The organism is Xanthobacter sp. NM-25 (assembly GCF_022138605.1).
In the GTDB taxonomy this organism is placed as follows: Bacteria; Pseudomonadota; Alphaproteobacteria; order Rhizobiales; family Xanthobacteraceae; genus Xanthobacter.
This window is the reverse complement of the sequence record NZ_JACBFS010000003.1, coordinates 218,793-241,603: the sequence shown is the minus strand read 5'-3', so window position 1 is coordinate 241,603 and position 22,811 is coordinate 218,793. Positions and strand designations below refer to the sequence as shown.

Sequence of the window (22,811 nt, the reverse complement as noted above, 5' to 3'; positions counted from 1 at the left end):
TCAGGCCCGGGCGTGGGCCGAGGCGGCGGCAGCGGGATCGAGCGGCCAGCGGGCGCGGGGGCTCACCGTCAGCGGATCATGCATGCCGCGGGAGAGCCGCTCGGCCCCCGCCCAGGCGATCATGGCGCCGTTGTCGGTGCACAGATCGGGGGCCGGCATGGCAAAGCGGGTGTTGAGCTCGGCCGCGACGCGGGCAAGGCTTTCGCGAATGGCGCCATTGGCGGCCACGCCCCCCGCCACCACCAGCGCCGTGGGGCCGCGCCCCAGCCGATCGCGGAAGGCGCGGGCGCCGGCCTTCACCCGGTCGACGATCACGTCCACCACCGCCGCCTGGAAGCCGGCGCACAGGTCCGCCACATCGTCATCGGTCAGGGGGGCGAGCTTCTCCGCCTCCAGCCGCACCGCGGTTTTCAGGCCGGAGAGGGAAAAATCCGGCTCGCGCCGGCCCATCATGGGGCGGGGAAAGGCGAAGCGGCCGGCATAGCCGCGCGCCGCCTGGGCCTCCACCTGCGGCCCGCCGGGATAGGGCAGGCTCAGCATCTTCGCCACCTTGTCAAAGGCCTCACCCACCGCGTCATCCAAAGTGGTGCCGAGCCGGGTGTAGCGGCCCACGTCCTCCACTGCCAGAAGCTGGGTGTGGCCGCCGGAGACCAGCAGCAGCAGATAGGGGAAGGCGACGCCGTCGGTGAGCCGCGCCGTGAGCGCGTGCGCTTCCAGATGGTTCACCGCCACCAGGGGCTTGCGGGCCGCCAGCGCCAGCGCCTTGGCGGTGGTGAGGCCGACGATGACGCCGCCGATGAGCCCCGGCCCGGCGGCGGCGGCGATGCCCGACAGCTCGGGGAACGACAGGTTCGCCTGCCGCATGGCCTCGGCGATCACGTGATCGAGGATTTCCACATGGGCGCGGGCGGCGATCTCGGGCACCACGCCGCCATAAGGCGAGTGAATGGAGATCTGCGAGCGCACCACGTTGGAGCGGATGTCGCTGGCGCCGGAGGGCGAGCGGGCCACCACGGCGGCGGAGGTCTCGTCGCAAGTGGTCTCGATGCCGAGAACGAGAAGATCCGCCACGCTGTTTTCACTCCCTCACGGCCGGCGGACGCTGCGCCGGAACGCCGCTCTACCCCATTTTGATTCCCAGGGGCATTGTACGCGCCCATGAGCGCAGACACGAACACTCTCACCTCGCCCGCCCCGTCGTCCCCCGCGAAAAGCGGCCCGGCCCGGCTGCGCATCGGCACCCGCGGTAGCCCGCTGGCGCTCTGGCAGGCCCATGCGGTGCAGGCCGCCCTCGCCGCCGCGCTGAAGATGCCGGCGGAGGCCATCGCCATCGAGATCATCCGCACCACCGGCGACAGCATCCAGGACCGCGCGCTCTCCGAGGCCGGCGGCAAGGGGCTCTTCACCAAGGAGATCGAGGACGCGCTGCTCGACGGGCGTATCGACCTTGCCGTGCATTCTACCAAGGATGTGGCCACCGAGCTGCCGGCGGGCCTGCACCTCGCCGGCTACCTGCCCCGCGCCGACGTGCGCGACGCGCTGATCCTCAAGCACGGCAGCTGCCTCGCCGATCTTGGCCCCGGCGCCAAGGTCGGCACCGCGTCCCTGCGGCGAGCGGCCCAGCTCAAGCGTCTGCGGCCGGATCTGAAGGTGGAGCTGCTGCGCGGCAACGTCCACACCCGCCTCGCCCGGGTGCGCGAAGGGGATTTCGACGGCACCCTGCTGGCGCTGGCCGGCCTCACCCGCCTCGGCCTGGCCCATGAGGCGAGCGCGGTGCTGGACACCTGCGATTTCCTGCCGGCGGTGGGCCAGGGGGCGGTGGCCATCGAATGCCGCGTGGCGGATGCGGAGAGCAATGCGGCGGTCGCCGCCATCGCCTGCCGCGCCACCGGCATCGCCGTCACGGCCGAGCGGGCCTTCCTCGCGGCCCTCGACGGCTCATGCCGCACCCCCATCGCCGGGCTTGCCACCGTGGACGGCGAGCGGGTGCGGCTCGCCGGCCTGGTGCTCGCGCTCGACGGCTCCGATGCCGCCGAGACCGAGGAGGCGGCGCCAGTGGCCGAGGCCGCCGCCCTCGGCACCCGCTGCGGCCTGCGGCTGCGCGACAGCGCCCCGGCCCGCGCCCTCGGCCTCTAGGGGCCGAAGGGGGCCATTCGGAGACACGCGCCGGAGAAACGAGCCGGAGACACGAACCATGCACTTTCTCATCACCCGCCCGGAACCCGCCGCCTCCCAGACCGCCGCCCGCCTGCGGGCGCTCGGCCATGACGCGACCGTGGACCCCATGCTGCGCATCGCCCCCACCCGGGAGCCGCTGCCGGCCGGGCCGTTCGAGGCGGTGGCCTTCACCTCCATCAACGGAGTGAAGGCGTTCGCCGCCCATCCGGAGGGGCCGGGCCTGTTCCATCTGCCGGCCTTTGCGGTGGGATCGCGCACCGCGAGGGAGGCGCGCACCGCCGGCTTCACCCAGGTGACCGATTGCGAAGGCAATGCCAGCGCCCTCGCCATCCGCCTGGCGGAGGCCCTGCCCAAGGGCGCGCGGGTGCTGAACCCGGCGGGCGAGGACCGCGCCACCGACCTCGCCGAACTCTTGAAGGCGCCGGGTCTCCAGCTGGTGCTCACCATCATCTATGCGGCCCAGCCGGCCGATGCCCTCTCCGAGGACGCGCGGGCGGCGCTGGAGGCGGGACAGATCAACGCGGCCCTGCATTTTTCCCAGCGCACGGTGAAGACCCTGCTGGAGTGCGTGGCCAAGGCCGGGCTCACCCGGCAATTGGCCGGGGTGCGGGAGTTCTGCCTGTCCGAACAGGTGGGCGGGCCACTGGTGCGCGCGGGCTTCGCCATCGAGGCCGCCGGCGCCCCCAATGAGGACGCCCTGTTCGCGCTGTTCTGACCCCGCCCGGACCGCCAGAGGTTGCGATGGGACGCCCGGCGGTCTATCCGAGTCCACAGGCGGATGCGACCCACGAGGAGGCCCATGGCGAGCGATGATCCGAATGCGGCGGGCGCACAGTCCCGCCGCCCCCGCACCCCGCCAACCCTCGATCTGAAGGCGCAGGAGCTGAAGAGCGAGCCTGTGGCGGGCACCGTGGCCGATTCGGCCACATCCGCATCGGCGCCCGAAAACGCCGGCCGCGCGGCCCCTGTCGATTCGCCCGCCCCCGCAACCACGGGTGGCGCCGCGACGAAATCCGACGGCAAGCCGGCGGCCGAAACCAAGGCCACGGATACCAAGGCCACGGATACCAAAGCCACGGATACCAAAGCCACGAGCACCAAGGCTTCAGAGGCGAAGCCCGCGGACACCCGCGCCAGCGTGCCGCCGACCGGCACGGCGGCACCCAAGGATGCGCCGAAGGACACGGCCAAGGCGGCCGTCAAGGACGACAGCAAGGCGGAGGCGAAAGCCGGCGCCTCGGCCCCGCCCGCCGCGCCCAAAGGGCGCTCGGGGGCGGGCACGGTGCTGGCGGCGCTGGTGCTCGGCCTGTTGGGCGGGGCCGGCGCGGGCGGTGGCCTTGCCTATTCCCTCATTCACCACCAGCCCGCCGCGCCGACGGTGGACCTCGGCCCGCTGACCGCCCGCATGGCGGCGCTGGAAGCTCGCCCGGGCGCCGATCCGCAGCGGCTGGCGGCGCTGGCCGGACGGCTCGACCAGATCGACGCGCGCCTCGCCACCGCGGACAGTGCCCTGGCGGCCCTGAAAGACGCGCCGGCGCCGCCCGCCGCGTCGGGACCGGACCTGACGCCGCAGATGGATGCGCTCAAGAGCGCCGTCGGCAAGGCGGAGACCGCCCTTGGCGCCCTCGATGCCCGCGTCACCGCCCTCAAGGGCGCCGAAGAGGCGCTGCAGGCGGGACAGGAGAGCCTGAAGACCGCCGTGGCCGCCGCCACCGTGGCGGCCCAGCAGGCCCAGGGCCTCGGACCGCGCATCGATCTCATGGGTGCGCGCATCGACGAAGCCCGCAAGGAAGCGCTGAACGCCGCCGATGCGGCCGCTGCCACCAACCGCGCGGCGGCGAGCCTGGTGGTGCTGGGCAGCCTGAAGGCGGCGCTGGAGACGGGCCGGCCGTTCGCTCCGGAACTGGCGGCGGCGCAGGCCTTGCTCGGCCCGCGGGCGGCGGCGCTGGAGCCGTTCGCCGGTCAGGCCGCAGGCGGCTTCCCCACCCTGGCGAAGCTGGCCGACACCCTGGCCGCCACCGGCAACGCCAGCCTCGACGCCCTCACGCCAGCACCCGAGGCCGCGCCCGCCGATGCCTCGCTGATGACCCGCTTCCTGTCGAGCGCGCAGACGCTGGTGAAGATCCGCCCCGCCGACGGGCCCGATGTGGACGCCGCGCGCACCACCCTCGGCCGTGCCGTGGTGGCGGTGCGCACCGGTGATCTGGCCGGCGCCCTGACGCTGCTGCGGCAGATGCCGCCGGCGGTGTCGGCCAAGCTCGCCCCCATCGTCGCGCAGATGGACCTGCGGCTGCGCGCGCTGGACGCGGCCGCCGCGCTTTATCAGCAGTCCCTCGCCAGCATTTCGGGGAAAGCGCCGTGATCCGTCTCGTCTTCTTCCTCGCCCTGCTCGCGGCCCTGGCCTTCGGCGCGTCCTGGATTGCCGACCGACCGGGGGAGATTTCCCTGGTGTGGCAGGGCTGGCGCGTCGACACCACCATTCCGGTGGCGCTCGCCGTCATCGCCGTGGTCACCGGGGTGATGCTGGCCCTGTGGCGGCTGATCGCCTTCCTCATCAACTCGCCGCGGCTGGTGGCCGCCCTTTCCGGCCGGCGCCGGCGCGAACAGGGCTGGCGGGCGCTCACCCAGGGCCTCATCGCCATCGGCAGCGGCGATGCCACCGCCGCCCGCAAGGCGTGCAGCGATGCGGCCCGGCTGCTGCCCCACGAGCCGCTCACGCACCTTCTGGCGGCCCAGACCGCCCAGTTCGACAACAATCCCGAGGTGGCCGTGGCCGCCTTCGAAACCATGGCGAAATATCCGCCGACCCGCCTGCTGGGTCTGCGCGGCCTGCACATGGAAGCCCGCAAGGCCGGCGATCGCGCCGCCGCTGCCGTCATCGCAGCCGAGGCGGCGGCCGAGGCCCCAACCCTGGGCTGGGCGGCCGACGCGGTCATCGAGGCCCATTGCGCCGCCGGGGATTTTCGCGCCGCCCGCACCGTGCTGGAACGGCAGATGGCGCAGAAGGGCATCGACAAGGCGCAATATCGCCGCCGCCGGGCGGTGCTGCTGACCGCCGAGGCCCTGGCCCTGGAGCAGGCCGACCCGCTGGTGGCGCGCGAACTGGCGCAGGAAGCGGTGCGTCTCGCCCCCACGCTGGTGCCCGCCGCCGCCTGTGCCGGCCGCCTGATGGGTGCCGCCGGTGAATTGAAAAAGGCCGCCAAGGTGGTGGAAGCCGCCTATGCCGCCAACCCCCATCCGGAACTGGCTGAGGTGGAGGCCCACCTGCGCCCCGGAGACGCGGCCCTGGATCGGCTGAAGCGGGTCCGGCTGCTGGTGGCCAAGGCGCCCCACCATCCCGAGAGCGCCGTCGCCCTGGCCCGCGCCTGCCTCGATGCCCATGAATATGGCGAGGCCCGCAAGACCCTGCAGCCGCTGCTGGAGGCGCCTACCCAGCGGGTGTGCCTGCTGATGGCGGAGCTGGAGGCCGGCGAGAATGGCGATATCGGCAAGGCCCGTGAGTGGACCGCGCGGGCCGTCAATGCCGCCCGCGACCCGGCGTGGATCGCCGATGGGGTGATCGCCGACCAGTGGCAACCCATCTCCCCGGTCACCGGCAAGCTGGATGCCTTCACCTGGACGGTGCCACCGGGCGTCGCCTCGACCCCGGTGCTGGAGCATGGCGCCGAACGGGTGATGGCAGCCATCGCCGCCGTGCGCGCCAGCGAGCAGGCCCGGGTGCAGGCGGCCGAGGCCGAGGCGCAGGCGGAAGCCCAGGCGCGCGCCCTGGAAGCCGCCCTGGCGGCAGAACCGGAAATGCCGGCGTCCGTGGAGCCCACCGCTCAGCCGACCACCCCTGTCACTCCCGCCGTGGCGCCCTCTGTGGCCCCTTCTGCGGCTCCCGCCGTGGCCCCCGGCGCCGGGCCGGCGCCGCACACCATTGATGTGGTGGGCGCGACCCCGGCGCAGGTGGCGCTCAAGGCTCGGCCGGCGGAGCGCGCGAAGGAGAGCGACCCGGTCATCGCCATGCCGCCCCTGCCGGATGATCCCGGCCCGGAGACGGCGGATGCCGAGCCTGCCCCGGCGCCCCGCCGCCTGTTTGGTCTGTGACCGGACCGACCCCGGCGGCCGTCCTCCGGGGTCGGTCGGACCCGTGTTGGATCGGGCCGCGCAGCCGCGCCTCAACCGGCGTTAGAAAGCGGTGAGCGCCAGGGTGTTGTGCTCGACGCTGGGCGGCGCCGCCATGAACGGGCCGGCCAGCTGCCGCCATTCCTGGAAGTCCGGCGAATTGCGAAAATGCACCGTGTGGTCCTCCAGGGTCTCCCAGGTCACCACCAGAAAATAGCGGTTGGGCTGTTCCACCGAGCGGCGCAGCGCCAGGCCCTTGCAGCCCCGCGCGCGCTGGAAGCAGGGGGTGGCGGCCCGCACGGCCGCTTCAAAGTCGGCGCTCGCGCCGTCCTTCACCTCGATGGTGGCGATCTCAAGAATCATCCTGCGCTCCTCGTGTTGTGACCCTGCCCAAGCGGCGCCCCCTCTTACACCACCAGCCTGTTCCGCCAACCACGCCGTGACCCCCCGCTCATCCGCTTGCCGACGGGATTGCCAAAGCTACTGCCAAGCCCCCTTGCCAAGCCCCCTTGCCAAGCCCCCTTGCCAACTCCGGCGCGACGCGGCACACCCGCAAGGTTCATTTCACAAACCTTTCGAGCGCGCCCATGGCCCATTGGCTCTACAAATCCGAACCCTTCAAATGGTCCTGGGACATGCAGGTGAAGGCCGGCGCCAAGGGCACCCATTGGGATGGGGTGCGCAACCACCTCGCCAAGCAGCAGATGCTGGCCATGAGACTGGGCGACACCGGCTTCTTCTACCATTCCAACGAGGGCAAGGAGATCGTCGGCATCGTCGAGGTCATCAAGGAGGCCTATCCTGACCCCTCCGACCCCTCCGGCAAGTTCGTGATGGTGGACCTCAAGGCGGTGGAGCCGCTGAAGACCCCCATCAGCCTTGCCACCATCAAGGCCGATCCGCGCTTTCAGGAGATGGCCCTCATCAAATATTCTCGGCTTTCCGTGCAGCCGGTGACCGATGAGGAATGGGCCCTGCTGTGCGCCATGGGAGGTGTTTCGGGAGGTGTTTCGGGAGGTGTTTCTGGGGGTGGTTTGGCGGGCAAGGCGTGAGCGGGCGCATCAAGGACCCCGTCGCCTTCATCCGCGCCGAGACCCGGCTGCGGCCTGTTCCCCTGGTTCCGGAAATCTCGCTGCATGTGGCGGACGAGGCGGTGCCCATCTGGCATCGCACCGAGGAAGAGCTGGGCGAGCTCGGCCTGCCGCCGCCCTTCTGGGCGTTCGCCTGGGCCGGCGGCCAGGCGCTGGCGCGTCATGTGCTGGACCATCCGGAATTGGTGGCCGGCGGGCGCGTGCTGGATTTCGCCTCTGGCTCCGGGCTGGTGGGCATCGCCGCCATGAAGGCCGGCGCGCTTGAGGTGGATTGCGCGGATATCGACCCGTTCGCCCTCTCGGCCATCGCCTTGAACGGCGACGCCAACGGCGTGGCGCTCACCCCGGTGGGCGAGGACCTGATCGGCCGCGACGCGGGCTGGGACACGGTGCTGGCCGGCGACATCAGCTATGAGCGCGAGCTGGCGGAGCGAGTCCATGGCTGGCTCAGCGCCCTGGCGCGGCGCGGGGCGCGGGTGCTGATCGGCGATCCCGGCCGCACCTATCTGCCCAAGGAGACGCTGGAGCGCATCGCCGAATATCGGGTGCCGATGACCCGCGAGCTGGAAGACATGGAGATCAAGCACACCAGCGTGTGGCGGCCCCGCGCCCCGGCGTGACCACGCTCAGGCGCGGCGGGCCACCAGCGCCGCCACCGCCGCCACCAGCCAGCCGGCGATCATGGTGGTGCCGCCGAACGGCGCGCTGCCGCCCAGCAGCTTCGCGTCCATCAGGCCGCGCATGGCCAGGTCCCCGCTGAACAGCACCACGCCGAGCACCAGCAGCGAGCCGGCGAGGCGCACCAGGGTGGTGCCCCGCGCCAGGCCGAGTGCCAGCGCCACCAGTGCGGTGACCGCGGCGGCGTGGAACAACAGGAAGTAGGCCGCCGTTTCCACAAACGTGCCGCCGCCCACATGGGCCGACACCGCCGCCGCCGCCACGCCGGCCGCGCCCATGAGCCCGGCCAGCAGCAAAAGAATCCGCGTCCAGATGTCCATTCCACAAAACCTCCACCCTCGGCGCGTTATAGGGGAAGAGTTTTTACGGGAATACCTGCCCCGGCGACGCAGCCCCGCCGGATACCACACGCAAAAGATGCTTCTGCACCGCCATGCACTTCCCGCAATGCGGTTCATCGGCGTGCACCGCAACACCTGGCGCCGGGGGCCTGACCAATGGGATATGCACCCAAAGTCGGGCTGTTCCATGCCTTGTGGAGGGGCGGTCAGGTCAGCATAATCCGCCCCAATAAGGGCGAACGGCGTTCGCTGAGAACGATAAGTCGCGTGCCATCCGCTGATGATCGCGAGAACGCGCCGGCGGTGGAAATGTTCAAGGTGCGGGTCGTGAACCCGCGGGAGGGAGCCAAAGGCCATGTCCGAGAAGATCTATGATGTGCCGTCCGCCTGGGCCCAGAAGGCCTTCGTGGATGATGCCCGCTACAAGGCCATGTACGCCGCCTCGGTCGAGGATCCGCACACCTTCTGGGGCGAGCACGGCAAGCGCATCGACTGGTTCGAGCCCTTCACCAAGGTGAAGAACACCTCGTTCGACCCCGGCCACGTCTCCATCAAGTGGTTCGAGGACGGCATCACCAACGTCGCCTACAATTGCGTCGACCGCCACCTGGAGAGCCGCGGCGACCAGCCGGCCATCATCTGGGAAGGCGACGGGCCCGACGAATCCAAGATCATCACCTACCGCGAGCTGGCGAGCGCGGTGAACACCTTTGCCAACGTGCTGCGCAACCGCAATGTGCAGAAGGGCGACCGCGTCACCATCTACCTGCCGATGATCCCCGAGGCGGCCTATGCCATGCTGGCCTGCGCCCGGCTCGGCGCCATCCACTCGGTGGTGTTCGGCGGCTTCTCTCCGGACAGCCTCGCCGGCCGCGTCTCCGATTGCGGCTCCAAGGTCATCATCACCGCCGACGAAGGCCTGCGCGGTGGCCGCAAGGTGCCGCTGAAGGCCAATGTGGACGCCGCCATCGGCCATATGGGCGGCGAGGGCGTCGACCATGTGATCGTGGTGAAGCGCACCGGCGGCAAGGTGGACATGACCCCCGGCCGCGACGTCTACTACGACGAAGCCGCCGCCATGGTCACCGATGAATGCCCGGCCGAGCCGATGAATGCGGAAGATCCGCTGTTCATCCTCTACACCTCCGGCTCCACCGGCAAGCCGAAGGGCGCGCTCCACACCACCGGTGGCTATCTGGTCTATGCCTCCATGACCCACCAGTATGTCTTCGACTATCACGAAGGCGATGTTTACTGGTGCACGGCGGACGTGGGGTGGGTGACCGGCCACTCCTACATCATCTATGGCCCGCTCGCGAACGGCGCCACCACGCTGATGTTCGAGGGCGTGCCCAATTATCCCACCACGTCCCGCTTCTGGGAGGTGATCGACAAATACAAGGTCACCATCTTCTACACCGCCCCCACCGCCATCCGCTCGCTGATGCAGGGCGGCGAGGAGCCGGTGAAGAAGACGTCCCGCGCCTCCCTGCGCCTGCTCGGCTCGGTGGGCGAGCCCATCAATCCCGAAGCCTGGGAATGGTATTACCGGGTGGTGGGTGACGAGCGCTGCCCGATCGTCGACACCTGGTGGCAGACCGAGACCGGCGGCATCCTCATCACCCCCCTGCCCGGCGCCACCAAGCTGAAGCCCGGCTCGGCCACCCGCCCGTTCTTCGGCGTCATGCCCGAGGTGGTGGATGCGGAAGGCAAGGTGCTTGCCGGCGCCTGCGAGGGCAACCTCGTGATCGCCGATTCGTGGCCGGGCCAGATGCGCACCGTCTATGGCGACCACGAGCGCTTCGAGCAGACCTATTTCTCCACCTACCCCGGCAAGTATTTCACCGGTGACGGCTGCCGCCGCGACGCCGATGGCTACTACTGGATCACCGGCCGCGTGGACGACGTGATCAACGTCTCCGGCCACCGCATGGGCACCGCCGAGGTGGAAAGCGCCCTCGTCGCCCATCCCAAGGTGTCGGAAGCTGCCGTGGTGGGCTTCCCCCACGACATCAAGGGCCAGGGCATCTACGCCTATGTCACCCTGATGGACGGCATCGAGCCCACCGAAGAGCTGCGCAAGGAGCTGGTGGGCTGGGTGCGCCGGGAGATCGGCCCCATCGCCTCGCCGGACCTCATCCAGTTCGCGCCGGGCCTGCCCAAGACCCGCTCGGGCAAGATCATGCGCCGCATCCTGCGCAAGATCGCCGAGGACCAGTTCGAGAGCCTGGGCGACACCTCCACCCTCGCCGATCCGACGGTGGTGGAAGATCTCATCAGCAACCGCCAGAACAAGCGGGACGCCGCCGCCTGATCGGCGCCGCGCTCACCTTGCCTGCCGCGCCGGCGCCCCTCGGGGCGCCGGTTGGCGTTTGGCGCCCGGACAAGAAAAAAGCGCTCCGGTGGAGGTCATCCACGCGGAACGCTTGGAAGTCGGTTTGAAGCGGTACTCTCAAACAACGCGACGGCGCCCGGCGGCGTCGAAATTCAATGAGTGTGGTCCACCACCGTATACTCCCCGGCGCGCACCCGGTCGGCGAGCCCCAGCACGAAATCGGCGCTGGCCGTCTCGCCATAGGTGGCCACCAGGCTGCGCAGGGCCGTGAACAGGGCCGCCTGCACCAGGCATTCCTCCTCCAGCCCGTCGCGCACGGCCTCGACCCAGGCGTCGCTGAGATAGGTCAGCGCCACATGGCGATCGTCGGCGGCCATGTCCGCGATATCGGGAAGGGCAATGGCTGGGCTGGGCAATGTCGACACGTAGAAACCTCCAGCCGCGCAACAAGCGGCGACGGGAGATGACTACCACGAGATGGCCGCGAGGGGAGCCCAGTTCTAACCAAAAGGTTAACGTCCCCGGCGCCCGTTCATCAATTTCCGCCGTAGCGCACCACAATGTCGTGGGCGAGCCGCGCCCCCTCCTCCAGCTGGCGCTCCACCGCCACTTTCGCGGCCGGCGTGCACACCTGGTAGACCTGGGAAAAGCTGGTGTAGCCGCGATTGAAGGCGGCGATCATCTTGCCCTTGCGGGCATCGGAGGGCTGCTCGGTCTCGATGAGCGCGCCCATCTCGTCGCGCCAGCGCTGCTCCTCTCCCACCGCGCCGCACAGGGGGCGCAGGTAATGCAGGGCGCCGAGAATCTCGGCGAGGCGCTGCAGATCGTCGTCATAGGGCGGCGCCGCGCCCTCCACAGCGGCGGAAGGCGCGGCGAGAAGGCGCCCGCCCAAAGGGCCAGTGAGGGGGCCACAGAGGGCCGCCGCCCCCACAAGCAAAGCGAAGAACAGGCTGCGGATGGGCATGGTTCGTTCCGGGTTGCCTTGTGGTGCGATCTTCATGCGGCGCGGTCAAGGCCTTGACTGCGACTGAGGAGCGATGCCTCAGGGCTGCGCCATGATCGCGGCGGCAGCGCTCACCACCTCCGCCAGCCCCTCCGTGGTGGCGAGGCCCGCCACCTCCTGGGGCCGGAACCAGCCGACCTCCGCCGCCTCCGGGCCGGTGCGGGGCTCTCCCGCCTGCCAGCGGGCCGCATAGGCGATGACCACGAAATGGGCCTCCAGCCGCCCGGCCGCATCCTGCAGAATCACGTCCCGCACCCCGGCGACAGCGACCATGTGGGCATCGACGCCCACTTCCTCCATCAGTTCGCGCGCGGCGGCGGTGGCGAGGGTCTCGCCGGCTTCCACCCGCCCGCCGGGCAGGCTCCACAGGCCGGCGCCCGGGCCGTTCACCCGGCGCGCCAGCAGCACCAGCGGTCCGCGGAACACCGCCGCGCTGGCCGCCAGCGTGGGGCGCAGCACGACAGGTGGCTCCAGAATGGCGGCGGTCATCGCGGCAGCGGGGGTTGCACCGGTGGCGGTCATCGCGCTCCTGATCCCTTTGCGCCTGTGGAGAGCCATCGCGGCGATGGGCCCACCCTTGTGGCGAACGGCCGGCACCTTACCTTCGCGGCAGCATCGGAGCACGCGATTCGTGACCTCTCACCCCGCCTCACCGGACCCGGACGCCCCCCGCGCGGGCGCCAAGCCTTCCCGCGCCCGCAAGAGCGCGCCGCCACGCGCGTGGCAGCGCATGCTGTCCGGCCGCCGGCTCGACCTGCTCGATCCCTCCCCGCTCGACGTGGAGGTCGAGGACATCGCCCATGGCCTTGCCCGGGTGGCGCGCTGGAATGGCCAGACCCATGGCGCCAACATCTTCTCGGTGGCCCAGCATTCCCTGCTCACCGAGCGCCTGGCGCGGCGCACCCATCCCGATCTCGATGCCCGCTGGCGGCTGTGCGTGCTGCTGCACGATGCCCCCGAATATGTGATCGGCGACATGATCTCCCCGTTCAAGGCGGTGCTGGGGGGCGATTACAAGGGCGTCGAGGCGCGCCTGCTCACCGCCATCTCGGTGCGCTTTTCCCTGCCCACCACCTGGCCCGACACCCTGGTGAAGATCGTGAAGGCGGCCGACCGCGCCTCGGCCTATCTGGAGGCGACCCGGCTTGCCGGCTTCTCGGCGCAGGAGGCGCGCGGCTTTTTCGGCCGCCCGGTGCACCTCGACGACGCAGAGGAAAGTGACTATCTCACCCCTTGGGAGGCGGAGACCGCCAAGGCGCGGTTTCTGCGACGCTTCGAGGAGCTGCAGCCATGATTCACGTGTGCTCCCTCGCCAAACTGCATGAGACAGTGGCGGCCACCGGCGCGCGCCATGTGATCTCGCTCATCAACGGCGGCACGGTCTTCACCCGACCCAGCAATGTGGACCCCACGGACCACCTGTTCCTGGGCATCAACGACATTGTCGATGAGATGGCAGGCATGGTGGTGCCCGGTGCCGAGCATATGCACGCGCTGTTTGAGTTCGTGCATGCCTGGCCGCGGGAAACGCCGCTGGTGATCCATTGCTATGCCGGCATCTCGCGCTCGACGGCGGCGGCCTACGCCTCGCTGTGCGCGCTGCTGCCCGATCGCGACGAGGTGGAGCTGGCGCAGCGGCTGCGCCACGCCTCGCCCACCGCCACCCCGAATCCGCGCATCGTCGCTTTGGCGGATGCGGCACTGGGGCGCGACGGGCGCATGGTGGCGGCCATCGCCGGCATCGGCCGCGGCCGCGATGCCTTCGAGGGCACGCCGTTCGCCTTGCCGGTGAACTGATCAGGGCCGCGCCGCGACCCCCACCAGCCCCGGCACGGGAACCGCCTCCTCGGTGCGGATGGAGGCGTGATCCAGAAGCCGCAGTTCAAGCCCGGCGGTGGCGGCCACCGCCCGCACCATGGCGGCGGGATGCGCGAAGCGCAGGGTGTCGCGCAGCAGCACCCCCTCACCTTCATGGGTTTCGCTGGTGAAGGCGAACAGCCCGCCAGGGGTGAGCACCCGCGCCGCCTCCCGGAACAGGGGCGCGATCTCGTCCACATAGCACAGGGCATCAGCGGCGATGATGAGGTCGAAGCTGGCCGGCGGGGCCGCTGCCAGCACCGCACCCATCTCCCCCACCTCCAGCCCGGCATAAAGGCCGAGCCGCTCGGCCCGCTCCAGCATGGCGGGGGCGAGATCCACCCCGTGGAGCGCGTCCACCAGCGGCGCGAAAAGCGGCGCCGTCAGCCCCGTGCCGCAGCCAAGATCCAGCGCCCGGTGGAAGTGACAGTCGGGCCCCGCCACCCGCGCCACGGCGGCGTGCAGCAGTTCCGGGCCGCGATAGTTGAGATTGTCGCGCAGGGCGCCCTCGAAGCGGTCCGCATATTGATCGAACAGGGTCTGCACATAGGCCGCCGACATGGCCCCTTCCACCGGCGCCTGGCCGAGGCGCGCCAGCCGCAGGCCGGCGCCGAAGGCGTCGTCCGGGTCGCAATCGCGCGCCCGGGTGAAGGCATCGGCCGCGCCGGCCGCATCGCCGCCCGCCTCGCGGGCCTCGCCGAGCAGGAACCACGCGGCGGCGAAGTCCGGCGCCTCGGCCAGGGTGTCGGTGAGGAGATCCGCGGCGGCGGACCAGTCATGGTGATCAAGACAGGCGCGGGCCCAGTCGAGCCGGCGATCGAGCACAGGGTCACCCGAGGAATGGGTGTGGACGGCGGCGGACACGGGGGCCTCGCAGATAAGCGGCGCGCTCCCATATAACGAGTTGCGGAAAGAGACCAGACGTGCGCCCTGAAGATCTGCTTCACCCGACCCCCAAGGGGCTTTATTGCCCGCCCGGCGATTTCTATGTGGACCCGGTGCGGGTGGTGCCCCGGGCGCTCATCAGCCACGCCCATTCGGACCATGCCCGCCCCGGCCATGGCGCCGTGCTCGCCACCCGCGAGACGCTGGATCTGATGGCGCTGCGCCTGGGAGAGCGCTTCACGTCCACCCGCCAGCCCCTCGCCTATGGCGAAATGGTGAACATCAACGGCGTCACCGTCAGCCTGCATCCGGCCGGCCATGTGCTGGGCTCGGCCCAGATCCGGCTGGAGAAGGATGGGTTGGTGATCGTCGTCTCCGGCGACTACAAGACCGCCGCCGACCCCACCTGCGCCCCGTTCGAGCCGGTGCGCTGCCATGTGTTCGTAAGCGAGGCCACTTTCGGCCTGCCGGTGTTCCGCTTCGGCGATCCGGCCCAGGAGGTGGCAAAGCTGCTGCGCTCGGTGGCGGTGTTTCCCGAGCGCACCCATCTGGTGGGCGCCTATTCCCTCGGCAAGGCGCAGCGGGTGATGGCCATGATCCGCGCCGCCGGCCACACCGCGCCGCTCTATGTCCACGGCGCTCTCGAGCCCATCACCGACTATTACGCCGCCCAGGGGCAGGATTTCGGCCCGCTGAAACCGGTGGCGGGGGCGCACAAGTCCGCCTTCGTGGGGGCCATCGTGGTGGCGCCACCCATGGCCATGACCGATTTGTGGGCGCGGCGCTTCGCCGATCCCCTCACCTGCTTCGCCTCCGGCTGGATGCGGGTGCGCGCCCGCGCCCGCCAGCGCAGCGTGGAACTGCCGCTGGTGATCTCCGACCATGCGGATTGGGACGGCCTGTGCGCCGCCATCCGCGCCACCCATTGCCAAGAGCTGTGGGTGACGCACGGCGCCGAGGATGCGCTGGTGCATTGGGCGCAGACCCGGCAGATCCGCGCCCGCCCCCTGCGCCTGGTGGGCTATGGCGAGGAGGACGAGACCGAGACCGCGGAGACGCCGCCGGCGGGACAGTGAGGATTTTCAGCCGAAATTCCACACATCCCCACAAATTGGCACATTCCTTGTTTCTCAGGCCCCGTTCACGCAGGATGATCCGGACGGGGAGCAGCACATCATGGCCTATGTCCACCGCATCGGCGCCCGCAGCTATGTGTTTGCGGATCTTAAGGAGCTGATGGCCAAGGCCACGCCGCCGCGCTCCGGCGACATGCTGGCCGGCATCGCCGCCTCATCCGCCGAGGAGAATGTGGCCGCCAAGATGGCCCTGGCGGAGGTGCCGCTGAAGGCCTTCCTCTCCGAAGCGCTGGTGCCCTATGAAACGGATGAGGTCACCCGCCTCATCCTCGACACCCATGATCCGGTCGCCTTCGCTCCCGTCTCTGCCCTGACGGTAGGCGATTTCCGGGATTTTCTGCTCTCCGATCAGGCAACGCCCGAGCAACTCGCGGCCCTTGCGCCCGGGCTGACCCCGGAAATGGCCGCCGCCGTCTCCAAGCTCATGCGCAATCAGGACCTGATCCTGGTGGCCAGGAAATGCCGAGTGGTCACGTGCTTCCGCAACACCATCGGCCTGCCCGGCACCATGGCCGTGCGGCTGCAGCCCAACCACCCCACCGACGATGCCGCCGGCGTCTCCGCCACCATTCTCGACGGCCTGCTCTATGGCTGCGGCGATGCGGTGATCGGCATCAACCCTGCCTCCGACAGCCTGCCGGTGATCGACCGCCTGCTGCGGCTGATGGATGAGGTGATCACCCGCTTCGAGATCCCCACCCAGAGCTGCGTGCTCACCCACGTGACGAGCTCCATCGCGCTGATGAACCGCGGCGCGCCGGTGGATCTGGTGTTCCAGTCCATCGCCGGCACCGAGGGGGCGAACCGCGCGTTCGGCGTCGATCTCAAGGTGCTGCGGGAAGGCACCGATGCCGCCGCCGCGCTCCGGCGCGGCACGGTGGGGCAGAACGCCATGTATTTCGAGACCGGCCAGGGCTCGGCCCTCTCCGCCGGCGCCCATCACGGCGTCGACCAGCAGACCCTGGAAGCGCGTGCCTATGGGGTCGCCCGGCCGTTCAAGCCGCTCTTGGTGAACACGGTGGTGGGCTTCATCGGCCCCGAATATCTCTATGACGGCAAGCAGATCATCCGTGCCGGGCTGGAGGATCATTTCTGCGGCAAGCTGCTGGGCGTGCCGCTCGGTGTGGACGTCTGCTACACCAACCATGCCGAGGCCGACCAGGACGACATGGACACCCTGCTGACCCTGCTCGGCGCCGCCGGCGTCACTTACATCATGGGCATTCCCGGCGCCGACGACGTGATGCTGAACTATCAGTCCACTTCGTTCCACGACGCTCTTTATATCCGCGAGGTGCTGGGCCTGAAGCGGGCGCCGGAATTCGAGGCCTGGCTGGAACGCATGGGCATCGCCGATGCCGCCGGCCGGCTGCTGCCGGCGAGCGGCACCCATCCGCTGGTGGGCTTCGTGAAGGAGCAGGCGGCATGATCGCGCGCGATCCCTGGCTCGCCTTTTCCCGCCACACCCCGGCCCGCATCGCTTTGGGCCGCACCGGCGCCAGCCTGCCGACGCAGGAGGTGCTGCGCTTCGCCCTCGCCCACGCCCAGGCCCGCGACGCCGTCCACCTGCCGTTCGAGGCGACCAAGGTGGAAGCGGAGATCCGGGCGCTGGGCTTCGAGACCCTGGAGGTGGCGAGCGCCGCCCCGGCGCGGGATGTCTATCTGCGCCGCCCCGATCTCGGCCGGCGGCTGAATGCGGAAAGCCGCGCGCGCCTCGCCGCCCGCAAGGCGGCGCCGGTGGATCTGGCGCTGGTGGTCGCCGACGGCCTGTCCGCCACCGCCATCCATGCCCAGACCGCGCCTTTCCTGGCCGCCTTCAAGCCCTGGATCACGAAGGAGGGCTGGAGCGTCGCGCCGGTGGTGGTGGCAGCCCAGGCCCGGGTGGCGCTGGGCGACGAGGTGGGGGAGCTTCTGGCCGCCCGCGCCCTGGTGGTGCTGGTGGGCGAGCGGCCGGGCCTGTCCTCCCCGGACAGCCTCGGCCTCTACCTGACCTTCGCCCCCAAGGTCGGCCGCTCAGACGCGGAACGCAACTGCATCTCCAACGTACGGTCGGAAGGACTGAGCCACGAGCTGGCTGCCTTCAAGCTCGCCTGGCATCTCAAGGAGGCGCTGCGGCGCGCCGTCAGCGGCGTGGAGCTGAAGGACGAGAGCGACCTGCTCCTGCTGCACGGTGCCCCTCCGCCGGCCCTGACCGGCGGCTGAGCCGAGCTGAGCCCGGCGCTCCGCCGCGGGCGGAGGCCTCAGTCGGCTTCGACCGAAACCACGCGGAAGGTGTGCATCTCCTCGTCTTCCTTCACCGAGATGTATTCACCCACCTCGAACTTCTCATCGCCGAAGCGGTAGCCGGCCTCGTCGTCGTCATTTCCCGAAATGTCATAGCGGAAGGCCCAGCTTCCGCCGGGGCGTCGCACGAGGTGGCCCACCTCGTCCGCCTCGTCGGGACGGAACTTCACCACCCGGCAGATCTCGCGATGCTTCGCCCAAAGCTCCGCGTCGATGTGGCCATCCTCTTTCAGGGGCGCGACGAAACGGTAGCCGAAGAATTTCGACCCCTCCGGAAAATCCTTCTCACGGGCCAATTCCATGCGGACCTTATGAAAGCCCTGCGGCAGTTGCGCCATTGTTCTTCTCCCGGCCTTTGGTCTGGGCGTTGCAGTTCCTGTGTCGCCCTTATTTAGAGGATCCCCGGCGATTCGCGACAGAGCCCCTTGCGCCCCAGATGCTTCCCCCTGGGCAATGAAGACGCACCCATTACCTCCCGAAAGCCCTTGCCCTGCACGCGAATGCGGTCACAATAGCCGCAAGATGCAGGCGCCGCGCCCTTGGCGAACAGCACCTGCCGCACGCGGTCCCCTTGCGAGGCGCGGCCGCCTTGTCCATTCGCCCCCGGTTACTGGGCTTCGCTTTGCGCAATTTGACGTGGCGCAACGCAACATATTCGATTTCCGGCGATGCTTAATTTTGCGGCACCGCCTGGAAAGAGGCGGAAGACGCTGGGGGCAGGCGCAATCGGCAAGGGAGTGATGTCATGAATGATTCGGCCATTTTCCAGGGTTTGACCCGGGCCTGGAGCAGCGGAACCCCGCCGACCATGGCGCCCATGACGCAATGGAAGAACATGTTCTTCGATTGCCCGATGGCGGTGGCGTCTCACCTGCAGCGCTTCATGGGCAAGCAGGCCCAGGAGCAGATGCAGCTGATGGGCGAACTGGCGAAAGAACCCAATCCCGCCAACGCCATGACCAAGGAACTGGCGTTCATGCAGCAGTCTGCGCTGGCCTGGAATACCGAGGTGCTGGAGCTGGCGGAGCTGATCCAGACCAAGGTGCTGGCGGCCACGCAGCCTGAAACGAACGCAGAAAAGCCGCCCGTCGCCGAAGCGGCGTGACGTGATCTCCTCCGGCCCGACCGGGCCGGAGGACGCCTTTCATTCCCGCCACCCCGACTTGCGACGGGGCAGCGAAAGCCAGCGGCAGCGGCCTGATCAAGCCACCGCCATGAGGGTGGCGTTGCCGCCGGCGGCAGCGGTGTTGATGGAGATCGACACCTCGCGCATGAGCAGCGGCAGCGGCACCCCGCCCGCCTCCAGCACATGCACGGGCACCAGCGGCCCGGTGCCGTCCACGAGCCGGGTCGCCACACCGGTCACGTCCCCCTCCTCCACCAGCGCCACGTTGATCCCCGCCCCCGGCGCGGATCCCCCGCTCGTGTCCTGATCCAGCGCAAACACAATCCGCCTGGCCAAAGCGGCCGGCAGGTCGGCCAGCGCGCCGCGCAGGCTCGGGGCTTCCACGCGCACCCGGTTGCCGGTGGCCAAGGCGGCGGCGATGCCCGTCAGCAGCGCCCCGCGGGTCTGCGCCCGCACCAGCACCGTGCCGCGGGGTGCCAGCCCGTAGCGGTTGCTCTCACCCACCGGGCCCGGCAGCTCGGTGAGCACGCCAAGCGGTACCGCCAGGGCCCAATCCCGCGCCTGCGCCGCCTCGCGGGCAGATCCCTTCGCCGCCAGCCAGTCGGCGAACGCGAGGGCCGCGGCGTCGGCCGTCCCCCCGCTCTGGGACCAGCGCGGCAGACCATGGGTGAGGCGCTGCAGATAGAGCGGCCCGCCGGCCTTGGGGCCGGTGCCGGAGAGGCCGCGCCCGCCGAATGGCTGCACCCCCACCACCGCGCCGATGATGTTGCGGTTCACATAGATATTGCCCGCCTCCACCTGCGCCGTGACCGCGGCGATGGTCTCGTCGAGCCGGGTGTGGAGACCGAAGGTGAGGCCGTAGCCGGTGGCGTTGATCTCGCGCACCACTTCGCCCACCGCCTCGCGGCGATAGCGCACCACGTGCAGCACCGGGCCGAACACCTCGCGCTCCAGCTCGCCCAGCCGGTCGATCTCGATCAGGGTCGGCGCCACGAAGGTGCCGTGGCGGGTGGGCATGCCGAGGGGCACGCGGAAGACCTTGTGACCGCGGCTCGCCATGGCCTCCACATGGGCCTCGATGCCGGCGCGGGCGTCGGCGCTGATCACCGGCCCCACATCCGTAGCCAAGTGATCGGTGGGGGCCACCACCAGTTCCGCCATGGCGCCCTTCAGCAGCTCCAGAATATGGTCCGCCACCTCTTCCTGCAGGCACAGCACCCGCAGGGCCGAGCAGCGCTGGCCGGCGCTGTCGAAGGCGGAGGCCACCACGTCGGCCACCACCTGCTCGGCCAAAGCCGAGCTGTCCACCACCATTGCGTTCTGGCCACCGGTCTCGGCGATGAGGGGAATGGGCCGGCCCGCCGGCGAGAGGCGCGGGGCGAGCTGACGCTGGATCAGCCGCGCCACCTCGGTGGAGCCGGTGAACATGACGCCCGCCACCTGCGGTGCCGCCACCAGGGCCGCGCCCACCGCACCGTCACCGGGCAGCAGCTGCAGCACATCGGCCGGCACCCCGGCCTCGTGCAGCAGGCGCACCGCCTCGGCGGCGATCAGCGGGGTCTCCTCCGCGGGCTTCGCCAGCACCGTATTGCCAGCGGCCAGCGCCGCCGCCACCTGGCCGGTGAAGATGGAGAGTGGGAAGTTCCAGGGGCTGATGCAGACCACCGGGCCGAGCCCGGTCTGGCTGGCCTCCAGCTTCTCCGCTTCTCCTGCATAGAAGCGCAGGAAATCGATGGCTTCGCGCACCTCGCCCACCGCATTGGCCGCCGACTTGCCGGCCTCGCGCATCATAAGCCCCATCAATTGGCCCATGCGGGCCTCAAGGGCCTCGGCCGCCTTAAGCAACGGCGCACAGCGCTCCCGCGCGGGGCGCGCGGCCCAACCGGGGGCTGCGGCGGCCGCCTGCGCCATCGCTGCACCGGCGGCTGCGGGCGTCACCTCGAACACCTCACCCACCACATCGCGCCGGTCGGCCGGGTTCAGCACGGCGCGGCGGGTGCCGGCGTCCGCCGTGCCGGCGCTCCAGGGCCAGCCGGCGCTGGCGCTGAGGCTGGCGGTGAGGGCCTCGAGCACGTCGTCGTTCGACAGATCGATGCCTGCGGAATTGAGCCGGTCGGGGAACAGCGCCGACGGCGCCTTGATGAGATCATGGGGAGCGCCGGGATGGGGCATGGCCCGCACCACATCCACCGGATCGGCGATGAGGTCATCCACCGACACGGCGGGATCGGCGATGCGGTTGACGAAGGAGGAGTTGGCGCCGTTCTCCAGAAGCCGCCGCACCAGATAGGCGAGCAGGGTCTCGTGGCTGCCCACCGGCGCATAGATGCGGCACGGCCGGCCCATGTGGGTGGGGCCCACCACCTCGTCATACAGCGGCTCGCCCATGCCATGCAGGCACTGAAACTCGAACGAACCCTCGGTGAAATCGGCACCGGCCAGGTGATAGATGGAGGCCAGCGTCTGGGCGTTGTGGGTGGCGAACTGCGGGAAGATCACATCCCGCGCCGCCAGGAGCTTGCGGGCGCAGGCGATGTAGGACACGTCCGTGTGGGGCTTGCGGGTATAGACCGGGAAGTCGGACAGCCCATCGATCTGCGCGCGCTTGATCTCGGCATCCCAATAGGCGCCTTTCACCAGCCGCACCATCAGCCGGCGGCCGTTGCGCCGGGCAAGATCAATGAGCACGTCGAGAACGAACGGGCAGCGCCGGCCATAGGCCTGCACCACGAAGCCGAGCCCGTTCCAGCCGGCGAGATCCGGATCCGCGCACAGCACCTCCATCATGTCGAGGGAGAGCTCCAGCCGGTCGGCCTCCTCGGCATCGATATTGACGCCGATATCGTAGCCCTTGGCGAGCAGCATCAGGGCCTTCACCCGCGGCAGCAACTCGGCCATCACTCGGCCCGCCTGGGCGCGGGCATAGCGCGGATGCAACGCCGAGAGCTTGATGGAGATGCCCGGCCCGCCATAGACCCCCCGCCCGGCGGAGGCCTTGCCGATGGCGTGGATGGCACCTTCATAATCGGCGAAATAGCGATCCGCATCGGCGGCCGTCACCGCCGCCTCGCCCAGCATGTCGTAGGAATAGCGGAAGCCCTTGGCCTCCCGTTCGCGGGCGCGCTTCAGGGCTTCGTCCATGGTCTCGCCCATGACGAACTGCTCGCCCATCATGCCCACCGCCACATTCACCGCGCGGCGGATGACCGGCTCGCCGAGCCGGCCCACCAGCCGCGTCAGGGCGGCGGTGAGGCCCTGCTCATCCACCGTGCCCACCAGCTTGCCGGTGAGAACGAGGCCCCAGGTGGCGGCGTTCACGAACAGGGAATGGCCGCCGCGCAGATGGGCGAGCCAATCCCCATGGCCGATCTTGTCGCGGATGAGGGCATCGCGCGTCGCCGTATCGGGAATGCGCAGCAGCGCCTCGGCCAGGCACATCAGGGCGATGCCCTCCTTGGAGGAGAGGGCGAATTCCTGCACCAGCTCTTCCACCAGCGAACCCCGCGGCTTACCGCGCAGCGCCTCGATCAGCCGGCGGGCGGTGCCGGCGATGGGGGCGCGCATGTCCGCCGGCAGGGTGGCTTCCTCCAGCAGCGGTGCCAGGCATTCAGCTTCGGGACGGCGATAGGCCGCCGTCACCGCCCGGCGCAGCGCCGAGCGCGGACCCGCCGGCGGCGCGAAATCGGCGAACATCGGGGCCTCGGAGGCAGCGGGGGCAACAGCGGAAATCATCGGGCGAGTGAGTGGGCGAGTCATGGGGCGCGATCCTTGCGACTGCGCCGCCCGCAGGC

22 protein-coding genes are annotated in these 22,811 nt (G+C 70.0%); 13 read left to right on the top strand and 9 right to left on the bottom strand.

Features of this window, described 5'->3' with window-relative positions; translation table 11 throughout:
• Positions 1-1,071 carry a tRNA (adenosine(37)-N6)-threonylcarbamoyltransferase complex transferase subunit TsaD gene (gene tsaD / locus MEU52_RS09965; protein ID WP_238121130.1) on the bottom strand — a complete coding sequence of 357 codons (1,071 nt, stop codon included), beginning with the start codon at positions 1,069-1,071 and terminating at the stop codon, positions 1-3.
• Between the two features lie 87 nt (positions 1,072-1,158).
• Here tsaD and hemC point away from each other — a divergent pair, with 87 nt between their 5' ends.
• The 4 genes from hemC to MEU52_RS09945 all read left to right on the top strand — a co-directional run bounded on the left by hemC (position 1,159) and on the right by MEU52_RS09945 (position 6,267).
• Entirely contained in the window at positions 1,159-2,136 is a 978-nt protein-coding gene (hemC, locus tag MEU52_RS09960) for a hydroxymethylbilane synthase (RefSeq protein ID WP_238121129.1), read from the top strand.
• Positions 2,137-2,194: 58 nt separating this feature from the next.
• The gene (locus tag MEU52_RS09955; RefSeq protein WP_238121128.1) at positions 2,195-2,893 is read left to right on the top strand and encodes a uroporphyrinogen-III synthase; all 699 of its coding nucleotides are present in this window, start codon (positions 2,195-2,197) and stop codon (positions 2,891-2,893) included.
• 84 nt (positions 2,894-2,977) lie between these two features.
• Positions 2,978-4,540: a hypothetical protein gene (locus MEU52_RS09950; RefSeq protein ID WP_238121127.1), complete on the top strand. Its 1,563-nt coding sequence runs from the start codon at positions 2,978-2,980 to the stop codon at positions 4,538-4,540.
• Entirely contained in the window at positions 4,537-6,267 is a 1,731-nt protein-coding gene (locus MEU52_RS09945; RefSeq protein WP_238121126.1) for a heme biosynthesis protein HemY, read from the top strand. The genes MEU52_RS09950 and MEU52_RS09945 overlap by 4 nt, the downstream gene beginning before the upstream one ends.
• 81 nt (positions 6,268-6,348) lie before the next feature.
• On the opposite strand, the gene MEU52_RS09940 is transcribed toward MEU52_RS09945, so the two are convergent.
• The gene (locus MEU52_RS09940) at positions 6,349-6,648 is read right to left on the bottom strand and encodes an antibiotic biosynthesis monooxygenase family protein (protein WP_238121125.1); all 300 of its coding nucleotides are present in this window, start codon (positions 6,646-6,648) and stop codon (positions 6,349-6,351) included.
• A 224-nt stretch (positions 6,649-6,872) separates the two neighbouring features.
• Here MEU52_RS09940 and MEU52_RS09935 point away from each other — a divergent pair, with 224 nt between their 5' ends.
• Complete coding sequence (locus MEU52_RS09935; protein WP_238121124.1) at positions 6,873-7,337, top strand: EVE domain-containing protein; 465 nt, start codon at positions 6,873-6,875, stop codon at positions 7,335-7,337.
• The gene (locus MEU52_RS09930; protein ID WP_238121123.1) at positions 7,334-7,996 is read left to right on the top strand and encodes a class I SAM-dependent methyltransferase; all 663 of its coding nucleotides are present in this window, start codon (positions 7,334-7,336) and stop codon (positions 7,994-7,996) included. The genes MEU52_RS09935 and MEU52_RS09930 overlap by 4 nt, the downstream gene beginning before the upstream one ends.
• Positions 7,997-8,002: 6 nt before the next feature.
• Here the strand turns inward: MEU52_RS09930 and MEU52_RS09925 are convergent, their stop codons facing one another.
• Entirely contained in the window at positions 8,003-8,374 is a 372-nt protein-coding gene (locus MEU52_RS09925; protein WP_238121122.1) for a DUF423 domain-containing protein, read from the bottom strand.
• 376 nt (positions 8,375-8,750) lie between these two features.
• Between MEU52_RS09925 and acs the strand changes: the two genes are divergently transcribed.
• Positions 8,751-10,709, top strand: a complete 1,959-nt coding sequence (gene acs / locus MEU52_RS09920; protein ID WP_238121121.1) for an acetate--CoA ligase — start codon at positions 8,751-8,753, stop codon at positions 10,707-10,709.
• Positions 10,710-10,882: 173 nt separating this feature from the next.
• Here acs and MEU52_RS09915 read toward each other — a convergent pair whose 3' ends face one another.
• From MEU52_RS09915 to MEU52_RS09905, 3 genes are all read right to left on the bottom strand, one after another.
• Entirely contained in the window at positions 10,883-11,155 is a 273-nt protein-coding gene (locus tag MEU52_RS09915; protein WP_238121120.1) for a hypothetical protein, read from the bottom strand.
• 110 nt (positions 11,156-11,265) lie between these two features.
• Positions 11,266-11,694 carry a TIGR02301 family protein gene (locus MEU52_RS09910; protein WP_238121119.1) on the bottom strand — a complete coding sequence of 143 codons (429 nt, stop codon included), beginning with the start codon at positions 11,692-11,694 and terminating at the stop codon, positions 11,266-11,268.
• A 78-nt stretch (positions 11,695-11,772) separates the two neighbouring features.
• Positions 11,773-12,255: an NUDIX hydrolase gene (locus MEU52_RS09905; RefSeq protein WP_238121118.1), complete on the bottom strand. Its 483-nt coding sequence runs from the start codon at positions 12,253-12,255 to the stop codon at positions 11,773-11,775.
• 208 nt (positions 12,256-12,463) lie between these two features.
• Here MEU52_RS09905 and MEU52_RS09900 point away from each other — a divergent pair, with 208 nt between their 5' ends.
• Together MEU52_RS09900 and MEU52_RS09895 are read left to right on the top strand one after the other, a co-directional pair.
• On the top strand, positions 12,464-13,027 hold the full coding sequence (locus MEU52_RS09900) for an HD domain-containing protein (RefSeq protein WP_238121413.1): 564 nt from the start codon (positions 12,464-12,466) through the stop codon (positions 13,025-13,027).
• On the top strand, positions 13,024-13,530 hold the full coding sequence (locus tag MEU52_RS09895) for a tyrosine phosphatase family protein (protein WP_238121117.1): 507 nt from the start codon (positions 13,024-13,026) through the stop codon (positions 13,528-13,530). Before MEU52_RS09900 ends, MEU52_RS09895 begins: the two co-directional genes overlap by 4 nt.
• Here the strand turns inward: MEU52_RS09895 and MEU52_RS09890 are convergent, their stop codons facing one another.
• Complete coding sequence (locus MEU52_RS09890; RefSeq protein WP_238121116.1) at positions 13,531-14,454, bottom strand: class I SAM-dependent DNA methyltransferase; 924 nt, start codon at positions 14,452-14,454, stop codon at positions 13,531-13,533.
• A gap of 59 nt (positions 14,455-14,513) precedes the next feature.
• Between MEU52_RS09890 and MEU52_RS09885 the strand changes: the two genes are divergently transcribed.
• From MEU52_RS09885 to eutC, 3 genes are all read left to right on the top strand, one after another.
• Positions 14,514-15,551: a ligase-associated DNA damage response exonuclease gene (locus tag MEU52_RS09885; protein ID WP_238121115.1), complete on the top strand. Its 1,038-nt coding sequence runs from the start codon at positions 14,514-14,516 to the stop codon at positions 15,549-15,551.
• A 100-nt stretch (positions 15,552-15,651) separates the two neighbouring features.
• Positions 15,652-17,040 carry an ethanolamine ammonia-lyase subunit EutB gene (locus MEU52_RS09880; protein ID WP_238121114.1) on the top strand — a complete coding sequence of 463 codons (1,389 nt, stop codon included), beginning with the start codon at positions 15,652-15,654 and terminating at the stop codon, positions 17,038-17,040.
• Positions 17,037-17,813 (top strand): ethanolamine ammonia-lyase subunit EutC, encoded by a 777-nt coding sequence (gene eutC / locus MEU52_RS09875; RefSeq protein ID WP_238121113.1) that lies wholly within the window; start codon positions 17,037-17,039, stop codon positions 17,811-17,813. Before MEU52_RS09880 ends, eutC begins: the two co-directional genes overlap by 4 nt.
• A 38-nt stretch (positions 17,814-17,851) precedes the next feature.
• Here eutC and MEU52_RS09870 read toward each other — a convergent pair whose 3' ends face one another.
• Positions 17,852-18,232: a hypothetical protein gene (locus MEU52_RS09870; RefSeq protein WP_238121112.1), complete on the bottom strand. Its 381-nt coding sequence runs from the start codon at positions 18,230-18,232 to the stop codon at positions 17,852-17,854.
• A 407-nt stretch (positions 18,233-18,639) separates the two neighbouring features.
• Between MEU52_RS09870 and MEU52_RS09865 the strand changes: the two genes are divergently transcribed.
• Entirely contained in the window at positions 18,640-18,999 is a 360-nt protein-coding gene (locus MEU52_RS09865) for a hypothetical protein (protein WP_238121111.1), read from the top strand.
• A gap of 96 nt (positions 19,000-19,095) precedes the next feature.
• Here MEU52_RS09865 and putA read toward each other — a convergent pair whose 3' ends face one another.
• The gene (gene putA / locus MEU52_RS09860; protein ID WP_238121412.1) at positions 19,096-22,752 is read right to left on the bottom strand and encodes a trifunctional transcriptional regulator/proline dehydrogenase/L-glutamate gamma-semialdehyde dehydrogenase; all 3,657 of its coding nucleotides are present in this window, start codon (positions 22,750-22,752) and stop codon (positions 19,096-19,098) included.
• Positions 22,753-22,811: the final 59 nt, after the last annotated feature.